This is a genomic window from Mycobacterium sp. SMC-14, assembly GCF_046250075.1.
Taxonomy (GTDB): domain Bacteria; phylum Actinomycetota; class Actinomycetes; order Mycobacteriales; family Mycobacteriaceae; genus Mycobacterium.
In genome coordinates this window covers 3,855,987-3,878,279 of sequence record NZ_CP176429.1, presented here as the reverse complement: position 1 = coordinate 3,878,279, position 22,293 = coordinate 3,855,987, and the positions used below count along the sequence as shown (strand labels likewise).

The following is a 22,293-nucleotide window of genomic DNA, read 5'->3' as shown; positions in this document are numbered from 1 at the left end:
CGACCACTGAAGGAGTCTGAGACATGTACGACATGCCTGCTGAAATCGACGTGCGTGCCGACGGCCCGCTGCGGATCGTCACCCTCAATCGCCCCGACGCGCTCAACGCCGTCAACGACGCACTGCACACCGGCCTGGCGAGATTGTGGCCGCGGTTGGAGGAGGACGACGGGGCGCGCGCGGCGGTGCTGACCGGCAGCGGGCGGGCGTTCTCCGCCGGGGGCGATTTCGCCTACCTCGACGAACTGCGGCGCGATGAGAAATTGCGTGCCAAGACGATTGCGCACGGCCGCGATATCGTGCTGGGCATGGCACGCTGCCGTACCCCGGTCATCGCCGCGGTGAACGGGCCCGCCGTTGGTCTGGGCTGCAGTCTGGTGGCGCTGAGCGACATCGTCTACATCGCGGAGTCGGCTTACCTGGCCGATCCGCATGTGCAGGTGGGTCTGGTCGCCGCCGACGGCGGACCGCTGACCTGGCCGTTGCAGATGAGCCTGCTGCTGGCCAAGGAGTACGCCCTGACCGGAGCCCGTATTCCGGCAGCTCGGGCAGTGGAGTTGGGACTGGCCAATCACGTGGCGGAAGACCCGCTCGCGGAGGCTATTTCGTGTGCCAGGCGAATCGCCGAGTTGCCCCGCCAAGCGGTGGAGAGCACTAAGCGGCTGCTCAACATCCACCTGGAGCGTGCGGTACTGGCCACGTTGGATTTCGCCAACATGGCCGAAGATCAGTCTTTCAAGACCGACGACTTCGCGGCCATCATCGATCGGCTCACCGCGAACAAGAACTGACGGTGTCGATGACCATTGCCGAGTTGCTTGCCGCGGCGCGCGGGGGCTCCGTCCGTGCCACCGGCCGCTTGCTCAGCCTGGTCGAAAGCGGCCGGCGCGCCGAAGTCCTGGCCGCCGTAGGCCCGGCCGCCACGCGAGTCATCGGGGTGACCGGACCGCCGGGGGCGGGCAAGTCCACCACGATCGCTGCTCTGGTGGGGGCATACCGACAGCGGGGCCTGAGGGTGGCGGTGCTTGCCGTCGACCCGTCCTCGCCGTTCAGCGGTGGCGCCCTGCTGGGCGACCGCATCCGGATGGCGGCCCACATCAACGATCCGGAAGTGCTCATCCGGTCGGTGGCGGCCCGCGGTCACCTGGGCGGACTCGCCGAGGCGGTGCCCGCGGCCATTCAGTTGCTCGCCGCGCTCGGCTTCGATGTGCTGCTGTTGGAGACGGTCGGGGTGGGCCAATCCGAGATCGAGATCGCCGCGATCGCCGACCCAACAATCGTGGTGCTCAATCCCGGCGCCGGCGACGCAGTCCAGGCCGCCAAAGCCGGATTGCTGGAAGTGGGCGACATCGTGGTGGTCAACAAGGCCGACCGCGAGGGTGCCGAGCAGACCGTGCGTGACCTGCGGGTCGAGCTGATGCACACCGGCGCACCGATTCTCACGTTGATCGCCGCGCGCGGTGACGGTCTCGACGAGCTGGTGGACACCATCGAAGCCCATCACCGCACCGACAGTCGGGAGCGCCGGCTGGCCCGGGCGCGCGCACAGATCCTGTCGCTGGCTCAGACCCGGCTGCGCGCCCACCCCGCACTGGACCGGCTCACCGAACGGGTGGTCGACGGGACCGACGATCCCTACTCCGCGGCGGAGCGACTGTTGTCTGACTAGCCGACTGGCTACTCTCGTCGGATGGCTTCCACTCCGGCCGCTACCCAGTTCCGCTTCATCCCCCGCAGCGCGGCGCAGACGCGCATCCTTGATGCCGCGCTGCAGTTGATCGGTGAGAACGGCGTCGGCGGAACGTCGCTGCAGATGATCGCCGACATGATCGGGGTGACCAAGGCCGCGGTCTACCACCAGTTCAAGACCAAGGAAGAGATCGTCGTCGCGCTCACCGAACGGGAGCTGGGGGCATTGGAGGAGGCGCTGGAGGTCGCCGAAGCCGAGCAGAGTCGGCCTCGGGCTCGAGAAGTGTTGCTCGACGGCGTCATCGACATGGCGGTACGCCGACGGGGCGCGGCGAGCACCCTGCAGTTCGATCCGGTGATCGTCCGGCTGTTGGCTGAACATCAGCCCTTTCAACAGTTCATCGCGCGGTTGTACGGCGTGCTGGTCGGCGACGCCGGCGACGACGCCGTGGTGTCGGCGGCGATGTTGTCCGGTGCCATCGCTGTTGGGGTAATGCATCCGCTGGTGGGCCACGTCGACGATGACACGTTGCGTGCCCAATTGCTGCGGCTCACGAAGCGATTCATCGAGGCTCCCGCGGGGCATTGACCGTTGGATAGCCGTTCGGCTATCTTCGGGTAGTCGATCGGCTAGGGGGGCGTTCCGGTGCACGTGGTCGCCCGACGGGTCGCCGGGCGAGCAGCGAAGGGATCACGGGAATGCAGATGATCGCCGAGGCGGAGGAGACGCCCCAGGCCACCGCGTTGCGGGCGCAGCTGGTGCTGCTCTGGTCGGGTCCGGTCATCGCCGCGGTATTACTCGTCCTGTTCGCGACCTTCCCGGGGTTCTTCCCGCCGATGTCACCGACCATGTCTGCCGAGCAGGTGGCGCAGTTCTACGACCAGCACCGGTCGTGGATCCGGTTCAGCATGGTCGGGTTCAACCTGTGCGGCATCATGATCGTGCCGTTCCTGGTGCTGATCGTGGGCCAGATGAAGCGGATGTCCACCCAGAGTCACGTGTTCGCCTACGGATATCTGGCCGCGGTGGTCAGTGGCGCAACACTTTTCGCGCTGTCCAACATCTTCTTTGGGGTGGCGGCATTTCGTTCCGACCGCAGCCCCGAAGTGATCGAGGCGCTCAACGACTTGGCCTGGATGTCATTCATCGCACCGGTCGGCATGATCGTCGGGCAGTTCGCGATGCTGGCATGTGCCGTCTACGCCGACCGTGGACCCGACCCGGTCTTTCCGCGTTGGGTTGCTCACCTGTCCGTGGTCACCGCCCTGGCGATGCTGCCCTCGGTCACCGCGACCGTGTTCAAAACCGGGCCGCTGGCCTGGGACGGTCTCATCTCGTTCTGGGTGCGCAACGGGGCGTTCGCGGTATTCGTGTTCGCGATGTTCTTCGCACTGCGAGATGCGCTGTACCGGCAGGGCGTTGCCGAGGGTGTGCTGCGGTGAACATCGCTACCCTGCTCTACGGCGACGACGTCGATGCGGTCCCGTCGCCCGATGCCGGCAAACCCGATGTGCGGGTGGTGTGGTGGATCTTCGTGGTGTTCTACGGGCTGATGGGCCTGGGGGTGTGCCTGCTGGGCCGGGTGACACCGCCGCCCCGGCCCGACGTGGGCCCGGAGCAGATGCAGGCCTGGTTCGCCCAGCACGCGACGACCATGCACTTCGGCTTCGTGCTGCTGCTGGCGATCACCGGCGGGGCTGCGATCTCCAACGGCCTGGTCGGCTATCACATGATGCGGATGACATCGGGTTCGGTGCTGGCCTACGCCTACATCGGCGGGATGGCGGTCGGGGCCGTCCCCGGCTTTCAGATGGTGATCCTGTGCTATTCGCTCGGGGCGTTCCGGCCCGACCGTGACCCGGAGTTGGTGCGGTTCTTCTACGACCTGGGGATGCTGTCCTACAACGGCTCGCTGGGCTGCTTCACCGCCGCCTACTTCAGCCTGGCGATCGCGATCTTCTACGACAAGAACAACATCTTCCCCAAATGGTTTGCCTACGTGAGTATCTGGCAGATCGTCACCGAGGTGATCGCGAGTCAGATGTGGCTGTTCGACTCCGGTGCATTCGCCTGGAACGGGGTCATCACGTTCTACATCGCGGTCGTGGTGTTCTGCGTTTGGCTGGGGGCGCTGATCGCATTCCTGCAGGTGACGGGTGCGCGCGAGCCCATCGACTCACCACCGATCGTCTGACCGTCTGACTGGGGGCGCATGTGATGACTGACCAGAAGACGCCGACCGTGCGGCGAGCGCAGACCGGCGTTGGACGCGCAGCGCCCCACCTGCCCGGCGACGGACACATGTGGTTCATGGTGCTGGGCGATCTGGTCATCTTCGGCGGCTATTTCGTGGCGTACATGGTGTTCCGCGCGAAGGCGCCCGTGGAGTTTCTGGCTGATCAACAGCACCTCAACATCACCCTCGGCGTCGTCAACACCATTGTGCTGATCACCAGCTCATGGCTCGTCGTCGAGGGTGTACACGCCGCCCGTGCGGGCAACCGGGCAGGCGCCGTCGGCCTGGTCCGTGGGGGAATGGTCTGCGGTGTGCTGTTCGCGGTCATCAAGGTCTATGAATGGACCGCTGAAATCCAGGCCGGATACACCAATTCCAGCACCTTCTTCAGCTTCTACTACGTGCTGACCGGGGTGCATCTGTTCCATGTGGCCCTGGGCCTGATCATTCTCGGCGTGGTGGTCCGCGACCTGCGCAATCCTCGTCGGGCCCGGGTCGGCATGGTCGAACAGGGAGCGACCTATTGGCACATGGTCGATCTGCTCTGGGTCGTGATATTCGCACTGCTCTACGTGATGAGGTGAATCGGCGTGACCGCACAGCCACAATCGCTGCTTACCCATCGGCCGGAGCGTCTGACCACCGGAACCTGGCTTGTCCTGGTGGCCATCACCGTGCTGGCCTGGTGGCTGGCTCCGGGGCACAACGCCGGGCCGGTCGAGCCCAGCATCCCCATCACCGTCGCGGTGATCGCCCTCTCGGCCATCAAGGCTCGGTTGATCATCCGCAACTTCATGGAGGTGCGCGCCGCACCGATCTGGTTGCGCCGCGCCACCGATGCCTGGCTCGCCGTGCTGTGGACGGCGGTGCTGGTGATCTACCTGTTCTGAGCGGGGAATCGGGGCAGGTTCAGCGGCAGATCGTTATAGGTGGCGATCCCGGGTTCGGCGGCGACGACGGCCGGGATGGCGTTGATCGGCGGCATCGCGGTCATGATGTGGCCGAGCTCGAAGAAGTCGTCGAGAGACTTCGCCGTGGCGATCAGGTCCGGCGGTGGAGTGAAGCCGACCTGCATGTTGACCGTCGGCCGGCCGTCGATGGTGATCTTCCAGCCATCGCCGTCGAGCTGCCAATCCGGCTCCAGCGTTTGACCCTTGCGCCACCGCACGTTGATGTCGATGACGCATTGGCCGTTGACGATTCCCTGCCAGCTGGCGAACACCCCGGCCACATGCCCGGCCGGGATCGTCCACGATGCCATCGATAGATCCGCGGTGGTCTGGGCGTATTCGCACGAGCAGGTGATCTCATCGAGTTCGACGCCCATCGCGTCGGCGACCAGCCGGACCGCCTCGGCGAAGACAGCCGTGCCGCGGGCGGCCATCGGCTCCAGATCGGGATCGTCGATCGCAGCGCCGAAACCCACCGGCCGTTCGGTGTCGGGCGAGTCGTAGAGGGTGGTGTCCGCCGTCTCGGTGATGGTGATCTTGTCGACCCGGTCGCATGCCGTCGCCGCCACGATCGCCAACAGTTCGGCGAAGCCCGGGCTGACTCCGGATCCGAACAGGGTGGAGCCACCCTTGCGGCACGCCTCATCGAGCCGGACTCGGTCGTCGCCGAGGTTATGACCGGTGATGAAAGATGCTGATGTCACGACGTTTACGCCCGCCGACAGGATCTGCACCAGTTCGTCGACGTTGATCCACATCGGGTTGTAGACGACGCAGTCTGGCTTGAGCGCCAGCAGCGCCGCGGCGTCGTTGGTCGCGGTGACGCCGAGCGGGTCGATGCCGGCCAGCTCGCCGGCATCGCGGCCGACCTTGTCGTCCGACCATGCGAAAAGGCCGACAAGGTCGTAGTTCGGGTTGCCGGCGATCGCCCGAACGGAGCTCTTGCCGACGTTGCCGGTCGTCCACTGGACGACCCGGTAGGAGGAGGCGGGGGAGTCAACCATGTCGTTATCGCGTTCTGCGGCTACATCTGCGCCCAGACGATCTTCGTCTGGAGATAGGTTTCGATGCCCGCCTTGCCGGATTCGTATCCCCACCCGGACTGCTTGTAGCCGCCGAACGGCATCGAGTGGTCGAACTGCATCTGACAGTTCAGCCCGACCGTTCCGGCCTTGAGCCGCTTGGCCAGTCGGTGCGCGCGGCCCAGGTTGGACGTCCAGGCGGTCGCGGCCAGCCCGTAGCTGCTGTTGTTGGCCAGGGCTATCGCCTCGTCTTCGTCGTCGAACGGCAGCACCGTGACCACCGGCCCGAAGATCTCCTCCTGGAACAGCCGGCTGGAATCGGGGTCGACGCCTGTGACCACGGTGGGATGCACGAAGTAGCCCTTGCGGTCCAGCCGGTGGCCGCCGGTGACGAACTCATTGCCGTCGGCCTTGCCCTGTTCCAAGTAGCCGAGCACCCGGGTCAGCTGCTTCTGGCTGATCAGCGGACCTGCCATGGCGCCCTCTTCCTTGGGGCCACCGAGCTTCATCATGTTGGCCATGTTCGCCAGGCCCTCGACCACGCGCTCGTAGACACCGCGCTGGACGAACACGCGCGAGCCGCATACGCAGGCCTGCCCGGAGTGCACGAAGGTTCCGAACGCGGCCATGGTGATGGCCATGTCGAGGTCGGCGTCGTCGAAGATCATCACCGGCGACTTGCCGCCGAGTTCCAGGGTGATCTTGTTGAGATTGCTTGCGGCAGAGGAGCGCACGATCTCGCGACCGACTTCGGTGGACCCGGTGAACGCGACCTTGTCCACGTCGGGGTGCGCGGTGATCGCCGCACCGGCGGTGTGGCCGTAGCCGAGCACCATGTTGACCACGCCGTCGGGAACGCCGGCCTCGCTCAGGATCCGGTCGAGGACCAGCGCCGACAGCGGGGTCTCCTCGGCCGGCTTGACGACACTGCTGCAGCCCGCGGCCAGTGACGGTGCCAGCTTGGCGCAGAAGTTGAAGACCGGTCCGTTCCACGGGAAGATCAGGCCCACCACGTCATAGGGCTCGCGCAGCGTATAGACATGCTGATGCGACTCGATGCCGGTCAGGCCACCGGTGTTCACATCCCGTGCGATGCCGTCGATCTTGGTACACCAACCGGCGTAGTAGCGGAACCACTCCGAGCCCACCTTGGTGATGATCGCGGCCTGGGAGGCTGGAATGCCGGCGTTGACCGACTCGAGTTCGGCCAGGATCTCGGCGTTCTCGTCGATGAGGTCGGCGACCTTCCACAGCACCTTGGCCCGGTCGTAATCGGCCATCTGCGACCACACCCCGGACTCGGCGGTGGCTTTGGCCCGGGCGACGGCGTCGTTGACCGCTTCGGGTCCGCAGTCGGTGAACTCGGTCAGCTGCTCCTCAGTGGCCGGATCGATGATCGGAATCACGTCTCCGGTGCCGGGGACCTTACGAATGTCGTCCAACACCGTCTGCACCGACATGGATAATCCCCTTCTCGCATTCGGATAATTGCGTTTGCACGAGGGTATGTGGTTCCCCAGCCGATGTCTAGGGTTCGCGGTGGTCTCTGGCTCAGCCGGCATCGTGCTGTTCACGCACCCCGGCGCTGATCGCCCGCATCAGCCGGTCGATCTGTTCGGCACCGCGATCGGCACCTTGGCCCTGGCGGGACTGCGCCATCACGCCGTTGACGAAGCGCAGGACCGGGTCGGGCTTCCTGCGCGTGGCAAATGGCCGCAGTCTGATTCTGCTCAGCGCAGTTCGTCGACGTGTTTTGCGGGGTTAGTCGACCGGCTCAGCTGCGCCCGAAGCCGTGCGCGCAGAAGTCCCAGACTTCCTCGGCGGTCAGCGGGTTGACTGCCGGATCGGCTGAGGCCGGGCTGGATTGGGCGTTGAACATGACCGTCTGCATGATCATGGCCGCCACCCGCCGGGGGTTGGCGCCGGTGCGTAGCCGGCCGGCGTCGGCGGCTTGTTCGGTCAGCTCGGCGAGCAACTCCAACAGTGGAGTGTGGGCGACCCGGACCTCGACGGGGTGGGTCAGTAACAGGGTCGGGGCGAAGTCGGTGAAGAGCGGCCGTTTGGCGGCCGGGTCCGGGCGGGACGACTCGAACAACAACTCGACGGCGACCTTGAGCCGTTCCAGCGGATCGGACTGATTGGCGGTGGCGGCGCGGATCTGATCGGCGGCGCGGCTCAGGGCGTCTTCGAAGAGAGCCAGCAGCAGCTCGTGCTTGCCGTCGAACTGGAGGTAGAAGCTGCGCAGGGACTGGCGCGAGCGGTCCACGACCTCCTGGACGGTGAAGTCAGTGCTGCCCTTTTCGATGATGATCGACTGGGCGGCATCCAGAAAGCGCTGGACGCGTTGCGCCGCGCGGATCTTCGCCGTCTTGATTGAGCGTTCGACCGCGCGCTGCTTCCAGGCGGGTTCTTCGCTCGGATTGGTCACCGGCGTTCCGGACGCTGCGGTGGCCGAGACATGGCGCAACTGTACTGGACATAAAGGCACCGGTGGTGCGGCACACCGGCGTGGGGGCGACGATTCAGAGATCGTAACTTCTCCATTCGAGAATGATATTCTCATCTCCGCGTCTAGGGAAGCGGACGAGCAAGATCGCCAGCCGCGTTCGAATCGGGTATCCCGAGGGCGCCCGAGCCGAGGAGTTCGCCCATGCAGCTGACCTTTGATCCTGAAGTCGAGAACTTCCGGGCCGAGTTCTCGGCGTTCCTCGACGAGCATCTGCCCACCGACGCCGAGGCGTTGGAACGGTCACATTCGTGCTCGGACGTGCCGGACTGGGCCCGCCGCTGGCAGCGACTGTTGTTTGACAACGGCTGGCTGCTGCCCGCGAATCCGCCCGAATTCGGCGGCCGCAACGCGACGATTCTGCAGCAGTACGTGCACTCCGAAGAACTGTCCCGCCGGCGCATCTACCCCAGTTTCAACCCGCAAGGGGTCGGCATCATCGCCGCGTCGCTGCTGTCGTTCGGCACCGAGGAGCAGAAACATCGGTGGGCGGTACCGATTCTGCGGGCTGAGATCACCGCGTCGCTGGGGATGAGCGAGCCTGGTGCCGGATCGGACTTGGCCGGCCTGCAGACCCGGGCGGTGCTCGATGGCGACCATTTCGTGGTCAACGGACAGAAGGTCTGGACCTCCGGCGCCCACGATGCCGATGTGCTGCTGACGTTCGTGCGCACCGACCCGGATGCTCCTAAACACAAGGGCATCAGTGTGCTGCTGATCCCCACCGACACCGAAGGCGTTGTGCGACGGCCCTTTGCGTCGGCCTGTGCGCACGACGACATCGACTTCAACGAGGTGTTCTTCACCGACGTCCAGGTGCCCGCCGAGAACTTGGTGGGGCCGCTCAACGGCGGTTGGGGAGTGGCCAACGGCTCACTTGGGCACGAACGCACGCTGCTGTGGATGAGCTTCGCCGAACGGCTGCGCGATCTGATCCATGACTTCCGTCCCGCCGGTGCGCTGGACCGCGACCGGTTCGCCACGTTGCTGATGGACAACGAGGCGCTGCGGCTGCTTGGCTCGGTAGCGCTGGCGCAGGCCGCGCGCGGCGAGCAGGATGTGCCCGCCTTGTCGGTGCTCAAGCTGCTGGGTTCAGAAGCCGTGCAGAACGCCGCGGAACACGCACTCGACAACGCAGGTGCGGCCGGCCTGACCCACCCCGCCAGCTCCGGTACTTACATGCCGCTCAACGAGGATCACGCTTCCGGAAGTTGGTTCGACCGCTACCTGCGCAGTTTCTCGGGAACTATCGCCGGCGGCACCTCGGAGATCCAGCGCAACATCATCGCGCAACGGGTGCTCGGCCTACCGCGGGGGTAGCCCAACTGCCTCGCTACCTCGCGAGTGGGAATTCAGCGACGCCGCAACGGCATGTCGCGTCGTGTGACTCCCACTCGCCGACGGTCAGAGCTCGACCATGCGGGGCGCCGAGCCGCGGGCCCGCAGGCCGCCGCCGACCTGGCGGGTCAATTCACGGGCATTGCCGAGCAACCCGTCGAGCACCAGGACCCGCTCGATATGGCGGTGCAGATCGTGTTCCTCGGTGAAACCGACGCCGGCAAGCACCTGCTGGCAGTGCTTGGCTGCGGTCAGTGCGGCCTTGCCCGCGGCGGCTTTGGCCAGCATGGCGGTCAGATCAGGGCTGTCGATGACAGGCACGGTCAGGGTGGCCTCGGCGCCCTCGATGGCGACAAGGGTTTCGGCGAGCCGATGCCGAATGGCCTGGAAGGAGGAGATCGGTTTGCCGAACTGCATCCGGTCCAGGGCATGCCGGCGGGCCAGAGCCAGCATTGCCCGCGCCGAGCCCACCAGCCACCATCCCAACGCGCGGCGAGCCTCGCCGACGCGCATCAGTTCCCCGCTGGGTACTTCCAGCAACGGCAGCCCGCCGAGAACGGGATTGCCGTCGCGTTCGCTGCGCTCCCAGATCACCCAGCTGCCACCGGCATAGGGCATCGGGGGAGTACCGCCGGGCAGGCCGCCGATGGTCTCCAGGATCACGTCGTTGATCACCGAGGCGTGCGACCCGGTCTCGCCGAGCAACCGGAACACCAGTGGGATCGCCAGATCCGGCTCTTCGGAAAGCATTTCCGCCCAACCGAGTTCGGCCAGGGATCGGTCCAGCGCAGCGCCGGACGAAGACGCCATGGTTTTGCGCAGTGCGTCTTCGAGCAGGACAAGCGAGGCGGCGTCCATTCCGGTGGTCATCGTCACTCCTTCGGCAGATCGAGCAGTCGACGGGCGATGATGTTGCGCTGAACCTCGGCGGTGCCGCCGTAGATGGTGGCCGCCCGGGAGTACAGGTACTCGGCGCGCCACTCGCCCTCGTTCCGTTCGATGACGCCCGGCAGCAGGTCGCGTGCGGTGTCGTAGAGCAACTGTTCGGCGCCGGCCAGCAGCACCTTGTCGATGGAGGTGTCCGGGCCCAGCCGATGACCGTCGGCCAGCCGGTGCTGGGTGGCACGGGAACGGCAACGCAGGGTATGCAACGCCAGATACACCGCCCCCAGGTCGTTGTCGACCGCGGCGCCCTGGCGCTTCACCTCGGCGATCAGCGCATCGAAGCGCGAGTACAGGTAGGCGATGCGCTGCCAGAAACAGGTGGAGCGCTCATAGGGCAGCAGATCCATGGCCAGCTGCCAGCCGTCGCCGGGCTTGCCCAGCATGCGCGAGCCGTCGACGACGACATCATCGAAGTACACCTCGCAGAACTCGTCGACACCGTGCATGGTGCGCAGCGGGCGCACCTCGACGCCGGGGGTGTCCATGTCGACGAAGAACGCGGTGATCGCCTGGTGATTGGGCGTATCGGCGTTCCCGGTACGAGTGAGCAGGATGCAGCGCTGCGAATACTGGGCGAAGCTGGTCCAGACCTTCTGGCCGTTGATCACCCACTGGTCACCGCGCGAGATGGCGCGGGTGCTCAGTGATGCCAGATCGCTTCCGGAACCTGGTTCGGAAAAGCCTTGGCACCACTGTTCTTTGCCGCTGAGCAGCTTGGGGACCATCTCAGCGGCCAGCTCGGGGGTGGCGTAGTCGATCATCGTCGGTGCCAGCACCTCGAGCATGGAATAGGGCCCCGGCTCCACCAGGCGCCGCCCGACCACCTCTTCGCCCACGATGGCACGCAGCATGGCCGGGCCGCCGAGGCCGCCGGCGTGCTCGGGCCAGCCGTAGCGGCTCCACCCGCCTGCGTAGAGAGCCTGCTGTACCCGGGCGAACTGATGCAGGTGTGCCTTCAGGCAATGATCGGCAGGCGGAGTCAGATCGTTGGATGCGAGCCAGGCGCGTAGTTGGGCGCGGAACTCGGCGGGATCGTGCAGTGCACTCATCCGGCTTCGGGCCTGCCTACGGCGTGCGGGCGCCCGGCGTCATGGGCACCACTGCGCCGGATGAATGTCATCTTGCGGGTCCGCAGCCGCCAGCCTTCGGTGGTGCGCACGTAGGTGTCGTTGTAGTACCCGATCCGCATGTCGTGGCTGGCGTGGTCGATGAAGCACAGCGGCTGTGTAGCGGTGGCGGTGTCGCCGTCCAACTCGATCGCCGGGGTGCCAGTCATGAACAGGCCCTTGGGCGCGGCATCGACCAGCACCGGAAACCGGTCCAGCGAATAGGTTTCGCCGAACGCACTGTAGGTACCGTCCGGGGTGAACACGGCCACCAGCCCGTCGATGTCGCCCTGGGTGATGGTCACCGCGTAGCGGGCCAGTGTCTGTTGGATCTCGACCAGGTCGTCAGTTCTTGTGGACATAAACCTTGCCGCCTTTCATGACGAAGTTCACGTTCCGGGTGACGGTGATGTCGGCCAGCGGGTCACCGGGAACGGCAATGACATCGGCCAAGAGCCCCTCGGCCAGGCGGCCCCGGTCGGCGGCGTTGATGAGCTCGGCGGCAGTCACCGTCGCTGCCCGCAGCACGGCGGCCGGGGGCATCCCCCAATCCACCAGAGTGACCAGCTCATCGGCATTGCGGCCGTGCGGGATCGCCGGCGCGTCGGTGCCGACGGCGATCTTCACCCCGGCCTCATAGGCCGCCTTGATCGAGGTACGGGCCTTGGGGAACATCTCGGCGGCCTTGGCCTGCAGTTCGGCGGGGGCCTTGGATACGTCCATGGCCTCGGCTAGCCGCCGCGTGGTGACCAAGAAGCGGTCGTTCTCGACGAGCATCGAGATGGCCTCGTCGTCCATCAGGAAACCATGCTCGATGCAGTCGATCCCGCACGCCACCGCGTGTTTGACGGCCTCTGCGCCGTGGGTGTGGGCGGCCACCCGCAGCCCCCGCCGATGTGCCTCGTCGACGATAACGCGCAGTTCTTCATCCGAATAGTGTTGTGCTCCCGCCTCTCCGGTCAATGACATGACACCGCCGGAACAGCACACCTTGATCAGCTGAGCGCCGTGCTTGATCTGGTAGCGAACCGCCTTGCGGATCTCGTCGACACCGTTGGCGATGCCTTCCTCGACGGTCAGCTCCAGCACGCCAGGCATGAACGCCGCGAACATCGTCGGATCCAGGTGTCCGCCGGTGGGGGTGATCGCGTGCCCGGCCGGCACCACGCGCGGCCCCTCGATCCACCCGCCGTCGATCGCTTTGGCCAGCGCCACGTCGAGCAGATATCCACCGGTCTTGACGAACAGACCCAGGTTGCGCACGGTGGTGAACCCGGCGCGCAGCGTGCGCCGGGCATTGCCCACCGCACGTAGCACCCGGGTCGGCGGATCATCCTGTACCTGTGACAGGCCGGGGTTCTCGCCACGGCCCCCCATCAGCAGGTTTACTTCCATGTCCATCAACCCGGGCAGCAGGATCGAGTCGCCGAGGTCGATGACCTCATCGGCTTCAGTGCCGCTCGCTGGGCGCTCGCCGACTCCGACGATCCGGTCCCCGTCGATATGCAGCACACCAGGCCGGATGATCTCACCGGTGTCGACATCGAGAAGGCCGGCCGCCTTGAGCGTCAGCACCCCTAGATCACCGGCTCGCTCAGCAGTTCCACCCACGCCGCGCCGCTGTCCGGGACGCGCGGCTGTTTCCATGCCTCGATCGGGAACGAAACCATGACGAGGGATTGCATGATGTGCATGAGAGTCTTTGCTTCATCAGGCAAGTCGTCCAGCGGGAACTTGTCGCAGTAAGTCACGACGTCGTCCAGCATCGGGAACGCGACGTCGTAGAACTCCTGCATCTCCGCCATGGATGATCCCAGCCGCTTGGCATAGCGGTCGGGCTCATGAGCCAGAGCCCAGCCCAAATGGGGTTCCAGGGCGGCGAATTCAGACGGTAGCGGCACTTTGGTACTCCTTCACGAAGTCGCGGTTCACCTTGTGCAGGTGGCGGATAAGGATCTCTTGGTCGCACAGGAGGAAGTCCTTGACGGCCTTGGTGCCGATCATGGTCTGGGTGGCTTCCAGGGTGTTGGCGTCCTGTAGCGCGTACTCCTTGAACGTGACGGCGGCCAGCTCCTGGGCCAGGCGTTCGCGCGCATTCTTCGGCGGCACGAAGTACAGGTTCGCCTCGAAGGTGTGCTTGTCGACGGCGGTCGGCCAGTACTGGTAGGTCAGATACCAGCCTGGCTCCCAGATCAGCAGCATGAAGTTCGGGTAGAAGAGCCACGAGTCGATGCCCCACTGCGGCACTCGCTTGACGTTCACGCCCGGCGGCAGATCCTTGAGGTTGGCGATGAGCTCCGGCTTGTCCCACGGGCCGAACAGTCCGCTGCGCAGCACCTGGTCCAACGGCTTGACCATGGACATGTCGGGCGGCGGCGCCTGGCCACCCCACGTCGACTGCAGGCTGTGCGGGCCGGCCAGCTCGTAGTGCAGCGCCTCGTAGCCGAACTTCTGGATCTTGGCGGCTTCCTCCTTGGTGTACTGCCCCTGGTGCAGGATCGGCGCGTGGTAGAACTCGATGAACGCGTCAATGAAGAGCTTCCAGTTGCTGCCGACTTCGGCTCGGTAGGAGTAGGTCTCGGTCATCTCGCCGAACGGATAGCCCTCGATCCCCTTGGCCAGCGGCCCCAGGTAGTCGGCGAGCGGCCCGGCGTTGTCGTCGAAGTTGACGAAGATAAAGCCTTCCCATACTTCGCAGCGCACGCCTGCCAGGCCGTAGTCGGTCTTGTCGACGTTGAAGAACTCGTCTTCCTGCTGGACGAAGGTCAGGTCGCCGTCCAGGCCGTAGCGCCAGGCGTGGTACTTGCAGGTGAATTGCCGGCAGGTACCGGAGGTCTCCTCGTTGGGGAAGTCATTCCACACCAGCTTGTTTCCGCGGTGGCGGCAGATGTTGTGGAAGGCCCGCACGACGCCGTCTTTGCCCTTGACGACGATGATCGACGTTCCCTTGCACACCGAGGGCAGCTCCCGGGTGAAGTAGCTGCCGGTCTTGGGGAGCCGTTCGACGCGTCCGACGTTGATCCACATGCGCTTGAAGACCGCCTCGCGCTCGGCATCGAAGAATGCCGGGTCGATCGAATCGCTGTAATCGACTGGCTCGGTGCCCAGTTCGGGATAGCTCTGCGTCCAGCTGCCAGCAGCGGGCTTGGGGAAGTGCGCCACGGTACTACCTCTCTGATTCGGGTTTTTCGTCAAGTTCAACGCCAAAGGTGTTGAAGGCCATGGCCAACATGGAATAGCAGCCGACCGTGAAGACGAGTTCCATCAGTTGTTGCTCGTCCAGGTGTTCGGCGAGAACCGCCTCGGTGGCGGGGGAGAGCCGGGAGTCCTCTTCGAGTTCGTCGGCTGCGTTCACCACGGCTTGATGCAGGTCGTCACGTCCCGCGCCGTGCTGCAGGTCTTCGATGTCGGAGTCGGTGAGGCCGGCCTCCTTGCCGATCGTGATGTGGTGCACCCACTCGTATTCGCAGCCGCGGCGGTGGGCGGTTCGCAGGATCGCAAGCTCACGGAGGTTGCCGGGCAGCGATGAGCGGTACAGCAGTTCGACATTGAACTTGAGGAACGCCCGGGCCAGTTTCGGGTGGTGAACCAGCATGGTCATCGCCGAGCCGGCGTCGCGCGAGTTGCGCCGATCCGCGGTCAGCATCTGAGCCAGGGCGCGCTGGACCGCCTCATCGTCCCACTGGGACTCCGGCAGCGGGGTCAGGCGCATCGGTTCCTCCTCGTGAATGAGAATCACATTCTCATATTTGACCAACAGATTTCCATGTTTGGCTCGATTGGTCAACACTTCGCCGTTTGTGCAGGTGGAGTGAGTAGGTGGAACGGTGCTCGGCGCGGCCGGTCGCGCCGCGGACGCCGCGACGCCGAGAGTCTGCGCGAAGGTTGATTCTCCGAAAACGGGAAGATAGTTTTCCTAGGAGACGTCGTTGGGGCGGCCCACCCGCCGCCCCCGGAACGGAGGATGGCCGTGAACAAGGACGACATGATTCTGGTCAGCGTCGACGACCACACCGTTGAGCCACCGGACATGTTCGCCAACCACCTGCCGCGTAAGTACCTCGATGACGCGCCACGCCTGGTGCACAACCCGGACGGTTCCGACTCGTGGCAGTTCCGTGACGTGGTGATCCCCAACGTCGCGCTCAACGCGGTCGCGGGCCGGCCCAAGGAGGAGTACGGGCTCGAGCCGCAGGGTCTGGACGAGATCCGGCCCGGTTGCTACAACGTCGACGAACGGGTCAAGGACATGAATGCCGGTGGCATTCTGGGCTCGATCTGCTTTCCCTCGTTCCCTGGCTTCGCCGGCCGACTCTTCGCCACCGACGACCCGGACTTTTCGGTGGCGCTGGTGCAGGCCTACAACGACTGGCACATCGACGAATGGTGTGGCGCGTATCCCGGGCGCTTCATACCGATGGCGATCCCGGTGATCTGGGATGCCCGCAAGTGCGCCGAGGAGGTGCGGCGGGTGTCCAAGAAGGGCGTGCACGCCTTGACGTTCACCGAGAACCCGGCCGCGATGGGCTACCCGAGCTTCCACGACGAGTACTGGAATCCGCTGTGGCAGGCTCTGTGTGACACCGACACGGTACTGAATGTGCACATCGGGTCGTCCGGCAAGCTGGCCATCACCGCCCCCGACGCGCCGATGGACGTGATGATCACCCTGCAGCCGATGAATATCGTCCAAGCGGCCGCGGATCTGTTGTGGTCCAAGCCGATCAAGCAGTATCCGGACCTCAAGATCGCCTTGTCCGAAGGCGGCACCGGGTGGATCCCGTACTTCCTGGAGCGCGTGGACCGCACCTACGAGATGCATTCGACCTGGACCGGTCAGGACTTCGGTCCGAAGGTGCCTTCCGAGGTGTTCCGGGAGCACTTCCTGACCTGTTTCATCTCCGATCCGGTGGGTGTTGCGCTGCGCCACTTGATCGGCATCGACAACATCGCTTGGGAGGCCGACTACCCGCACAGCGACTCGATGTGGCCCGGAGCTCCCGAAGAGTTGTGGGATGTGTTGACCGCCAACAGCGTGTCCGATGACGACATCAACAAGATGACCCACCAGAACGCCATGCGCTGGTACTCCTTCGACCCGTTCTCGCACATTCCCCGCGAGCAGGCCACGGTCGGCGCGCTGCGGAAGGCTGCCGAGGGGCACGACGTCGCGATCCGGGCGCTTAGCCACCACAAGGACGGGGATCGACAGGCGAACGCGTTGATGGAAGCCGCGCGGTCGAACAGCTGAGCCGGGCTCGGCGGATCGGTCAACATTGACGGGCACGGCCGCATATGAAATTCTGTTCACCGGTTACGAGAATGGGATTCTCGGTTGTGAGAGGGAGCGAAACGGCTCGATGGATCCAGACACGATCGATTTCTTCACCGACCAGGCGGTGGTCGGCGACCCATACCCCTACCTGCGCGCGCTGCGGGAGCGGTCGCCGGTCACCCGCGAACCGCACCACGGCGTGACGATGGTGACCGGCTGGGACGAAGCGTGCGCGGTGGCCGGCAATGCCGAGGTGTTCTCCTCGTGTATCGCCGTGACCGGCCCGTTCCCCGGCTTCCCGGTTCCGCTCGACGGCGACCTGGGGGGCGAGACCGTCGCGGGCCTGATCGACAAGCACCGCGACGAACTGCCGTTCAGTGACCAACTGCCGACCCTGGACCCGCCGACGCACACCAACCACCGTGCGTTGCTGATGCGGCTGCTCACCCCCAAGCGTCTCAAGGAGAACGAGGACGCCATGTGGGAGCTCGCCGATGCGGTGCTCGACGATTTCCTGGCTCCCGGCGCCGGTGAATTCATCGGCGGGTTCGCGGCTCCGTTCACCCTGCTGGTCATCGCGGACCTGCTGGGCGTTCCGGATGAGGACCGTGACGACTTTGTCAAGAACATGCACCACAACGTCGGCGGTGGGATCGGCAGCACCGACGCCAAGGCGCTGGCGCACAGCCCGTTGGAGTTCCTCTACGCCACGTTCGCCGGCTATGTCGCCGACCGTCGCAGTGCACCGCGCGAGGACGTGCTGACCGGTATGGCGGAGGCGACGTTCCCGGACGGTTCCATTCCGGACCCGATGGACGTGGCCAAGGTGGCCGCCAACGTCTACTCGGCAGGCCAGGAGACCACGGTACGACTGCTCGGCTCGGCGCTGAAGATCATCGGGGAGCGGCCTGACATCCAGCAGCGTCTCCGTGATGACCGCAGCCTCATCCCGAATTTCATCGAGGAGGTGCTGCGCTTCGAGAGTCCGGTCAAGGGCGACTTCCGCCTCTCCCGGGTGGACTCCGAAATCGGCGGGATCCACGTCCCGGCCGGCACAACACTGATGGTGCTGGCCGCCGCGGCGAACCGGGATCCGCGCCGCTTCGCCGACCCGGACACCTTCGACCCCGCCCGCTCGAATGCCCGCCAGCACATCACCTTCGGGCGCGGCATCCACAGCTGCCCCGGCTCGCCGCTGGCCCGCGCCGAAACCCGCATCGCCATCGAGCGGCTGCTGGACCGCACCACCGAGATCAGGATCTCCGAAGAGCTGCACGGTCCTGACGGTGCGCGCCAGTTCCGCTACATCCCGACCTACATCCTGCGCGGGCTGATTCAACTCAACCTGGAATTCACCCCGACCGAGCGGGCAGCCCGATGAAGGCCTGGGTCGACCCGGATCGCTGTGCCGGACACGGTATCTGCACCACGATCTGTCCCGAGGTGTTCGCCATCAACGACGACGGATACTCCGAGGTCACCGTTGATGAGGTACCAGCACAGTTCGAAGGCGCGGTTCGCGATGCCATCAAACAGTGCCCGGAACGTGCCATCGACGACGTCACCGACGATTCATCCACGAAGGAGAGCTAATGGCGAACGCGCCAAAGGGATATGTCATCCTGACCGAGGCCATCAAGGACCCCGCGGGCATGGTCGCCTATGGCAAGGCGGCGGGGCCGACGATGGCCAACGCCACGATCCTGGCTGTCGAGACCCAGCATGAGGTGCTGGAAGGCGACTGGCACGGAAACCAAACCGTCGTACTGGAATTCGAATCCGTCGATGCGGCTCGATCCTGGTACCACTCCGAGGGCTACCAGGAGGCGGTGAAGCTGCGGCAGGCCGCGGCCGAGTGCAACGCGGTAATCCTGTCCGGATTCCCGGCGCGCTCCTGATCTGGGCCCCGCTATGCGGCGGGAAAACTCGTGCCCAGTGTGAACATGGCGACGTGACGTCGGCGTGTCGCGTCGTCAGATTCACACTCGCGGCGGGGAAGGTCTAGTCGTCGGCTTCGACGATCGCCAGCGCTTGGCGAGGGCAGCGGCGTACCGCCTCGGCGACGTCGCGTTCGGTCTCGGCGGTGATATCCGGCTTGAGAATGAAGAGGTTGTCGTCGTCATCGACGTGGAACACCTCCGGGTTGATCCCCATGCAGATCGCATTGGATTCGCACAGCCCGTAGTCGACCACTACCTGTCGCCGCGACATCGACACCCCTAACGCAACACGCGGACTGGGACGTTCTTCCATCCCGAGACATTCTGCATGTGAACTCGTTGCAGGCCAGACCAATCCACTTCGTAACGAGGCATGAACTCCAACAGTCGCTCCAAGGCGATGACGCTTTCCATCCGGGCCAGCGCCGCCCCCAGGCAGCTGTGAATCCCATAGCCCAGTCCGAGGTGCTGCGCCTGCGTCTGGTCCCGGTCGATGTCGAAGCTGTCGGGATCGGTGAAGGCTTCGGGATCCCGGTTGGCGGCCGCGGCGATCAGGAACACCGGCTTGCCAGCCGGAATGGTGCCGCCGGCGACGTGGGCTTCCTTGAGGGTGTAGCGGACGTTGTACTGCACCGGGCCCTCGTAGCGCAGCAGTTCCTCGACCGCGGCGGGAACTTTGCTGGGATCGTCGAGCAGCTTCTGCCACTGGTCGGGCTGGCGGGCGAAGATCACCGCGGCGTTGCCGACCAGCTTGGTGACGGTTTCCGCGCCGGCGGCCCCGAGCAGCGAGGCGAAACCGGTGATCTCGATATCGTCGAGGCGTCGCATCTGGCCGTTCTCGCCGGGCATTTCGGCGGCGATCAGCCTGCTGATCATGTCGTCCTGTGGGTCGACGCGCCGTTCCTGGATCAGTCCGTAGTAGTAGGTCGCGGTCTCGATGGTGGCCTGCATGCCGGCCTCGCTGATCTCGATCTGCCCCGGTTCGCGGTGAAGCGAGGTGTCGATCCAGTGCCGTACCTGTTGGCGGTACTCGTCGGGCACCCCGGCCATCCGTGTGATGACCTCCACCGGAAACGGCCCGGAGAAGTCCTGCACCACGTCGAAACCGTCGGGGTTGACGGCGCCCAGGAACCGCTCGACCTGCTCGATGACGGTGTCGCGCTGGGCCTGGATCGCGCGCGGGGTGAAGGCCTTGTTGAGCAGGCTGCGCATGTGCCGATGATCGGGTGGGTCCATGAAGATGATCATCTTCTGCGGCGCCTCACCGGAGCGCACCATCGCGAGGTCGCAGCCGCGAGCCGACGAGTAGGTTTCGAAGTCCTTGAACGCCGCCGACACATCCTCGTGGCGGGTCAGGGCGTAGAAATCCTCTTCGGCGTTGTAGTACAGGGGCGCTTCCTCGCGCATTCGCCGATAGATGTCGAATGGGTTGTCGTAATACTCTTCGGAGAACGGGTCGAAGACGACTTCCGCCTTGGTCATCGAACCTCCTCAGGGCGTCGGACGGTAGGGGAAGCCGACGCTGGGACGGTGGACTATAACCGCTACTGTAAGACAAACGGCAGCGACTCGGAAGGGGGCGTCGCACACCGGCGTCACCGGGGGTGGTCCATCAGCGACAGCGCCGCGTCGGCGGCGTCGAGTACCGCGCCGGGATCCGCCTCCGCTCGCTGCGCCAGGTCGGACACCAGCCGAACATCCTTTTGCAGCAAGGACCCCGCCAGGCCGGCCAGCCTGTCCAGGGTGCCGCCGGAACCTCGGATGCTGTTCAGCGCGAAGCTGTTCGCGCTGCCCCGTGACACCACCTCGGCGAGCCGGTCGGTGGCGACGCCCAACTGCTTGCCCAGGTCCAACGCGGTGGCGGCGGTCCCGAGGTTGGCGGTGAACAACAGATTGTTGAGCAACTTGGTCACCTGGCCAGAGCCGAGGTCGCCCAGGTGCACCACCGGGTCGGCAAAGGTCTCGAAGACCGGCCGGCAGCGCTCCACGACCTCGGCCTCGCCCCCGGCCATCACCAGCAGCGTGCCGGCCGCGGCGGCCGGACCGCCCCCGCTCACCGGAGCGTCGATCACCGAAACCTGCTGTTCGGCACAGTGTTGTGCCAACCGGCGGCAGGTGTCGGGATGGACCGTGCTGTGAATCGCGATGATCCCGCCGGGCTGCAAGCCGGCCAGCACACCGTTGTCTCCCCGCACCACTTCGTCCACGTCGGCGTCACCGACCACGCACAGGCAGACCAGGTCGCTCTGGCCGGCCAGTTTCGCGGGGGAGTCGGCGATGCGTGCCTCGGTGTCGGCGAAGGGCTCCAGCGTGCCGTCCCGTCGCGCCCACAATGTGGTGGCGTACCCGCCCTCGACGATGCGTCGCGCCATCGGCGCACCCTGGCTGCCCAAACCGATGAATCCAACGCGCATCAGCTGACCTCCGAGTCCCGCGCGACGACAGCCGCCGCGCAATCGTTGACGAATGACAGCACCGAGCGGTGATATTCCGCTGCGCTGAAGCCGAGGCTGAGATTGTGGCCCGCCTCGGACTGGTGGTTGCTCGTGAAACTGTCGGCGGCGACGAAGATGTCGCGGATCTCGCGCTGCGCGTCCGGGCCGGATTCCCAGACCTTCTCGTGTTCGGCGAAGGTGAAGCGCACCGGCACCCGAATCTCTCCGGCCAGCGACGGAAAGTCCCGCCGCGGCCAACTGGCGACCATGTCGGCTTCATACGGTGCGCCCGACGATGCGTTGGTGATCCCGCGCAGCACCGCCTCCGGATACAGCGAGGCGGGCTCCCAGAGCAGTTCGCGCAGACCGGTTGGCCGCTGGCCCGGTCCGGCCGAGCCCAGTGCGGCGCGCGCGGCGTCTTGGTAGTGCAGTCCTGTGCCGGCCAGTTCCAGGCCGAGCAGCTGCGCGCCGCGATCGGCCGCGGCCATCCGCACCGCCAGCTCGCAACCGTTGGAGTGTCCCAGTAGGAACAGTCCGGCGCCGCGCGCCCGGTCTCCGAGGATCCGGTCGACGGCCAGGTAGGCCAGTCGGACGCGTTGCTCGGGCTCGGCCATGGCTTCCGGATACAGGGCCGAGGAGCCGTAGCCCGGACGATCCAGCGCGATCACGGTGTAGCCCAGCGCCGCACCGCTTCTCAACAGCGACAGCGTGGGCTGTCCGGGGCAGTCGAAATAGATCGACGTGGTTCCACCGCCATGCAACGCGATGACCACCGCGTGTGGATTGGGAACCTCGGCCACCAGCGCCGACATCGGCACCCCGTCGGCGCTGACCATCCGCGGGCGAACCG

26 protein-coding genes are annotated in these 22,293 nt (G+C 65.6%); 12 read left to right on the top strand and 14 right to left on the bottom strand.

The genetic code is table 11. The features are described from left to right. Window positions 1-23: 23 nt before the first annotated feature. The 7 genes from ACKY0W_RS18470 (at window position 24) to ACKY0W_RS18440 (ending at window position 4,816) form a co-directional block, all read left to right on the top strand. Window positions 24-791 carry an enoyl-CoA hydratase/isomerase family protein gene (locus ACKY0W_RS18470; RefSeq protein ID WP_409435262.1) on the top strand — a complete coding sequence of 256 codons (768 nt, stop codon included), beginning with the start codon at window positions 24-26 and terminating at the stop codon, window positions 789-791. Window positions 792-799: 8 nt separating this feature from the next. Continuing rightward, window positions 800-1,669: a methylmalonyl Co-A mutase-associated GTPase MeaB gene (gene meaB, locus ACKY0W_RS18465; RefSeq protein ID WP_409435261.1), complete on the top strand. Its 870-nt coding sequence runs from the start codon at window positions 800-802 to the stop codon at window positions 1,667-1,669. Between the two features lie 21 nt (window positions 1,670-1,690). Continuing rightward, window positions 1,691-2,278, top strand: a complete 588-nt coding sequence (locus ACKY0W_RS18460) for a TetR/AcrR family transcriptional regulator (RefSeq protein WP_409435260.1) — start codon at window positions 1,691-1,693, stop codon at window positions 2,276-2,278. Window positions 2,279-2,388: 110 nt separating this feature from the next. Beyond that, the gene (locus ACKY0W_RS18455) at window positions 2,389-3,132 is read left to right on the top strand and encodes a hypothetical protein (RefSeq protein ID WP_409435259.1); all 744 of its coding nucleotides are present in this window, start codon (window positions 2,389-2,391) and stop codon (window positions 3,130-3,132) included. A 2-nt stretch (window positions 3,133-3,134) separates the two neighbouring features. After that, entirely contained in the window at window positions 3,135-3,884 is a 750-nt protein-coding gene (locus tag ACKY0W_RS18450; protein WP_409437845.1) for a hypothetical protein, read from the top strand. A 23-nt stretch (window positions 3,885-3,907) separates the two neighbouring features. Further along, window positions 3,908-4,510 carry a cytochrome c oxidase subunit 3 gene (locus ACKY0W_RS18445; protein WP_409435258.1) on the top strand — a complete coding sequence of 201 codons (603 nt, stop codon included), beginning with the start codon at window positions 3,908-3,910 and terminating at the stop codon, window positions 4,508-4,510. Between the two features lie 6 nt (window positions 4,511-4,516). Next, on the top strand, window positions 4,517-4,816 hold the full coding sequence (locus ACKY0W_RS18440) for a cytochrome C oxidase subunit IV family protein (protein ID WP_409435257.1): 300 nt from the start codon (window positions 4,517-4,519) through the stop codon (window positions 4,814-4,816). Here the strand turns inward: ACKY0W_RS18440 and ACKY0W_RS18435 are convergent. From ACKY0W_RS18435 to ACKY0W_RS18425, 3 genes are all read right to left on the bottom strand, one after another. Beyond that, on the bottom strand, window positions 4,804-5,880 hold the full coding sequence (locus tag ACKY0W_RS18435) for a dihydrodipicolinate reductase (RefSeq protein ID WP_409435256.1): 1,077 nt from the start codon (window positions 5,878-5,880) through the stop codon (window positions 4,804-4,806). The two genes, ACKY0W_RS18440 and ACKY0W_RS18435, sit on opposite strands and share 13 nt — an antisense overlap. Before the next feature lie 20 nt (window positions 5,881-5,900). Next, a complete protein-coding gene (locus tag ACKY0W_RS18430; protein ID WP_406757897.1) occupies window positions 5,901-7,358 on the bottom strand; it encodes an aldehyde dehydrogenase family protein in 1,458 nt (485 codons plus the stop codon). Window positions 7,359-7,672: 314 nt separating this feature from the next. After that, window positions 7,673-8,326, bottom strand: a complete 654-nt coding sequence (locus ACKY0W_RS18425; protein WP_409435255.1) for a TetR/AcrR family transcriptional regulator — start codon at window positions 8,324-8,326, stop codon at window positions 7,673-7,675. A gap of 222 nt (window positions 8,327-8,548) precedes the next feature. Between ACKY0W_RS18425 and ACKY0W_RS18420 the strand changes: the two genes are divergently transcribed. After that, window positions 8,549-9,724 carry an acyl-CoA dehydrogenase family protein gene (locus ACKY0W_RS18420; RefSeq protein WP_409435254.1) on the top strand — a complete coding sequence of 392 codons (1,176 nt, stop codon included), beginning with the start codon at window positions 8,549-8,551 and terminating at the stop codon, window positions 9,722-9,724. Between the two features lie 84 nt (window positions 9,725-9,808). On the opposite strand, the gene ACKY0W_RS18415 is transcribed toward ACKY0W_RS18420, so the two are convergent. From ACKY0W_RS18415 to ACKY0W_RS18385, 7 genes are read right to left on the bottom strand one after another with little or no spacing between them, the layout of a single operon-like run. Further along, window positions 9,809-10,612, bottom strand: a complete 804-nt coding sequence (locus ACKY0W_RS18415) for an acyl-CoA dehydrogenase family protein (protein ID WP_409435253.1) — start codon at window positions 10,610-10,612, stop codon at window positions 9,809-9,811. 2 nt (window positions 10,613-10,614) lie between these two features. Then, complete coding sequence (locus tag ACKY0W_RS18410; RefSeq protein WP_409435252.1) at window positions 10,615-11,736, bottom strand: acyl-CoA dehydrogenase family protein; 1,122 nt, start codon at window positions 11,734-11,736, stop codon at window positions 10,615-10,617. Then, complete coding sequence (locus ACKY0W_RS18405; protein WP_409435251.1) at window positions 11,733-12,155, bottom strand: nuclear transport factor 2 family protein; 423 nt, start codon at window positions 12,153-12,155, stop codon at window positions 11,733-11,735. Before ACKY0W_RS18405 ends, ACKY0W_RS18410 begins: the two co-directional genes overlap by 4 nt. Next, window positions 12,139-13,368, bottom strand: a complete 1,230-nt coding sequence (locus ACKY0W_RS18400; protein WP_409437844.1) for an amidohydrolase family protein — start codon at window positions 13,366-13,368, stop codon at window positions 12,139-12,141. Before ACKY0W_RS18400 ends, ACKY0W_RS18405 begins: the two co-directional genes overlap by 17 nt. Window positions 13,369-13,370: 2 nt before the next feature. Beyond that, entirely contained in the window at window positions 13,371-13,694 is a 324-nt protein-coding gene (locus ACKY0W_RS18395) for a hypothetical protein (protein WP_409435250.1), read from the bottom strand. Further along, entirely contained in the window at window positions 13,678-14,955 is a 1,278-nt protein-coding gene (locus tag ACKY0W_RS18390) for an SRPBCC family protein (protein WP_406757888.1), read from the bottom strand. The genes ACKY0W_RS18395 and ACKY0W_RS18390 overlap by 17 nt, the downstream gene beginning before the upstream one ends. A 4-nt stretch (window positions 14,956-14,959) precedes the next feature. Further along, window positions 14,960-15,505 carry a carboxymuconolactone decarboxylase family protein gene (locus ACKY0W_RS18385; RefSeq protein WP_409435249.1) on the bottom strand — a complete coding sequence of 182 codons (546 nt, stop codon included), beginning with the start codon at window positions 15,503-15,505 and terminating at the stop codon, window positions 14,960-14,962. A gap of 258 nt (window positions 15,506-15,763) precedes the next feature. On the opposite strand from ACKY0W_RS18385, the gene ACKY0W_RS18380 reads away from it, so the two are divergent. The 4 genes from ACKY0W_RS18380 to ACKY0W_RS18365 all read left to right on the top strand — a co-directional run bounded on the left by ACKY0W_RS18380 (window position 15,764) and on the right by ACKY0W_RS18365 (window position 18,966). Further along, entirely contained in the window at window positions 15,764-17,044 is a 1,281-nt protein-coding gene (locus ACKY0W_RS18380; protein WP_409435248.1) for an amidohydrolase family protein, read from the top strand. Between the two features lie 109 nt (window positions 17,045-17,153). Continuing rightward, on the top strand, window positions 17,154-18,449 hold the full coding sequence (locus ACKY0W_RS18375; protein ID WP_409435247.1) for a cytochrome P450: 1,296 nt from the start codon (window positions 17,154-17,156) through the stop codon (window positions 18,447-18,449). Continuing rightward, complete coding sequence (locus ACKY0W_RS18370; protein WP_406757885.1) at window positions 18,446-18,661, top strand: ferredoxin; 216 nt, start codon at window positions 18,446-18,448, stop codon at window positions 18,659-18,661. The genes ACKY0W_RS18375 and ACKY0W_RS18370 overlap by 4 nt, the downstream gene beginning before the upstream one ends. Next, window positions 18,661-18,966 carry a DUF1330 domain-containing protein gene (locus ACKY0W_RS18365; protein ID WP_409435246.1) on the top strand — a complete coding sequence of 102 codons (306 nt, stop codon included), beginning with the start codon at window positions 18,661-18,663 and terminating at the stop codon, window positions 18,964-18,966. Before ACKY0W_RS18370 ends, ACKY0W_RS18365 begins: the two co-directional genes overlap by 1 nt. Before the next feature lie 103 nt (window positions 18,967-19,069). Here the strand turns inward: ACKY0W_RS18365 and ACKY0W_RS18360 are convergent, their stop codons facing one another. The 4 genes from ACKY0W_RS18360 to ACKY0W_RS18345 form a co-directional block, all read right to left on the bottom strand. Beyond that, the gene (locus tag ACKY0W_RS18360; RefSeq protein WP_409435245.1) at window positions 19,070-19,279 is read right to left on the bottom strand and encodes a ferredoxin; all 210 of its coding nucleotides are present in this window, start codon (window positions 19,277-19,279) and stop codon (window positions 19,070-19,072) included. An 8-nt stretch (window positions 19,280-19,287) separates the two neighbouring features. Continuing rightward, on the bottom strand, window positions 19,288-20,490 hold the full coding sequence (locus tag ACKY0W_RS18355; RefSeq protein ID WP_409435244.1) for a cytochrome P450: 1,203 nt from the start codon (window positions 20,488-20,490) through the stop codon (window positions 19,288-19,290). 113 nt (window positions 20,491-20,603) lie between these two features. Then, a complete protein-coding gene (locus ACKY0W_RS18350; protein WP_409435243.1) occupies window positions 20,604-21,422 on the bottom strand; it encodes an NAD(P)-dependent oxidoreductase in 819 nt (272 codons plus the stop codon). Next, window positions 21,422-22,279, bottom strand: a complete 858-nt coding sequence (locus tag ACKY0W_RS18345; RefSeq protein ID WP_409437843.1) for an alpha/beta hydrolase — start codon at window positions 22,277-22,279, stop codon at window positions 21,422-21,424. Before ACKY0W_RS18345 ends, ACKY0W_RS18350 begins: the two co-directional genes overlap by 1 nt. Window positions 22,280-22,293: the final 14 nt, after the last annotated feature.

Bases quoted from the DNA above. Each gene is read 5' to 3' on its own strand.
- ACKY0W_RS18375 (WP_409435247.1), top strand. From the start codon at position 17,154: ATGGATCCAGACACGATCGATTTCTTCACCGACCAGGCGGTGGTCGGC.
- ACKY0W_RS18365 (WP_409435246.1), top strand. From the start codon at position 18,661: ATGGCGAACGCGCCAAAGGGATATGTCATCCTGACCGAGGCCATCAAG.
- meaB (WP_409435261.1), top strand. From the start codon at position 800: ATGACCATTGCCGAGTTGCTTGCCGCGGCGCGCGGGGGCTCCGTCCGT.
- ACKY0W_RS18430 (WP_406757897.1), bottom strand. From the start codon at position 7,358: ATGTCGGTGCAGACGGTGTTGGACGACATTCGTAAGGTCCCCGGCACC.
- ACKY0W_RS18435 (WP_409435256.1), bottom strand. From the start codon at position 5,880: ATGGTTGACTCCCCCGCCTCCTCCTACCGGGTCGTCCAGTGGACGACC.
- ACKY0W_RS18410 (WP_409435252.1), bottom strand. From the start codon at position 11,736: ATGAGTGCACTGCACGATCCCGCCGAGTTCCGCGCCCAACTACGCGCC.
- ACKY0W_RS18445 (WP_409435258.1), top strand. From the start codon at position 3,908: ATGACTGACCAGAAGACGCCGACCGTGCGGCGAGCGCAGACCGGCGTT.
- ACKY0W_RS18415 (WP_409435253.1), bottom strand. From the start codon at position 10,612: ATGACCACCGGAATGGACGCCGCCTCGCTTGTCCTGCTCGAAGACGCA.
- ACKY0W_RS18385 (WP_409435249.1), bottom strand. From the start codon at position 15,505: ATGCGCCTGACCCCGCTGCCGGAGTCCCAGTGGGACGATGAGGCGGTC.
- ACKY0W_RS18345 (WP_409437843.1), bottom strand. From the start codon at position 22,279: ATGGTCAGCGCCGACGGGGTGCCGATGTCGGCGCTGGTGGCCGAGGTT.
- ACKY0W_RS18470 (WP_409435262.1), top strand. From the start codon at position 24: ATGTACGACATGCCTGCTGAAATCGACGTGCGTGCCGACGGCCCGCTG.
- ACKY0W_RS18405 (WP_409435251.1), bottom strand. From the start codon at position 12,155: ATGTCCACAAGAACTGACGACCTGGTCGAGATCCAACAGACACTGGCC.
- ACKY0W_RS18370 (WP_406757885.1), top strand. From the start codon at position 18,446: ATGAAGGCCTGGGTCGACCCGGATCGCTGTGCCGGACACGGTATCTGC.
- ACKY0W_RS18420 (WP_409435254.1), top strand. From the start codon at position 8,549: ATGCAGCTGACCTTTGATCCTGAAGTCGAGAACTTCCGGGCCGAGTTC.
- ACKY0W_RS18460 (WP_409435260.1), top strand. From the start codon at position 1,691: ATGGCTTCCACTCCGGCCGCTACCCAGTTCCGCTTCATCCCCCGCAGC.
- ACKY0W_RS18355 (WP_409435244.1), bottom strand. From the start codon at position 20,490: ATGACCAAGGCGGAAGTCGTCTTCGACCCGTTCTCCGAAGAGTATTAC.
- ACKY0W_RS18350 (WP_409435243.1), bottom strand. From the start codon at position 21,422: ATGCGCGTTGGATTCATCGGTTTGGGCAGCCAGGGTGCGCCGATGGCG.
- ACKY0W_RS18455 (WP_409435259.1), top strand. From the start codon at position 2,389: ATGCAGATGATCGCCGAGGCGGAGGAGACGCCCCAGGCCACCGCGTTG.
- ACKY0W_RS18360 (WP_409435245.1), bottom strand. From the start codon at position 19,279: ATGTCGCGGCGACAGGTAGTGGTCGACTACGGGCTGTGCGAATCCAAT.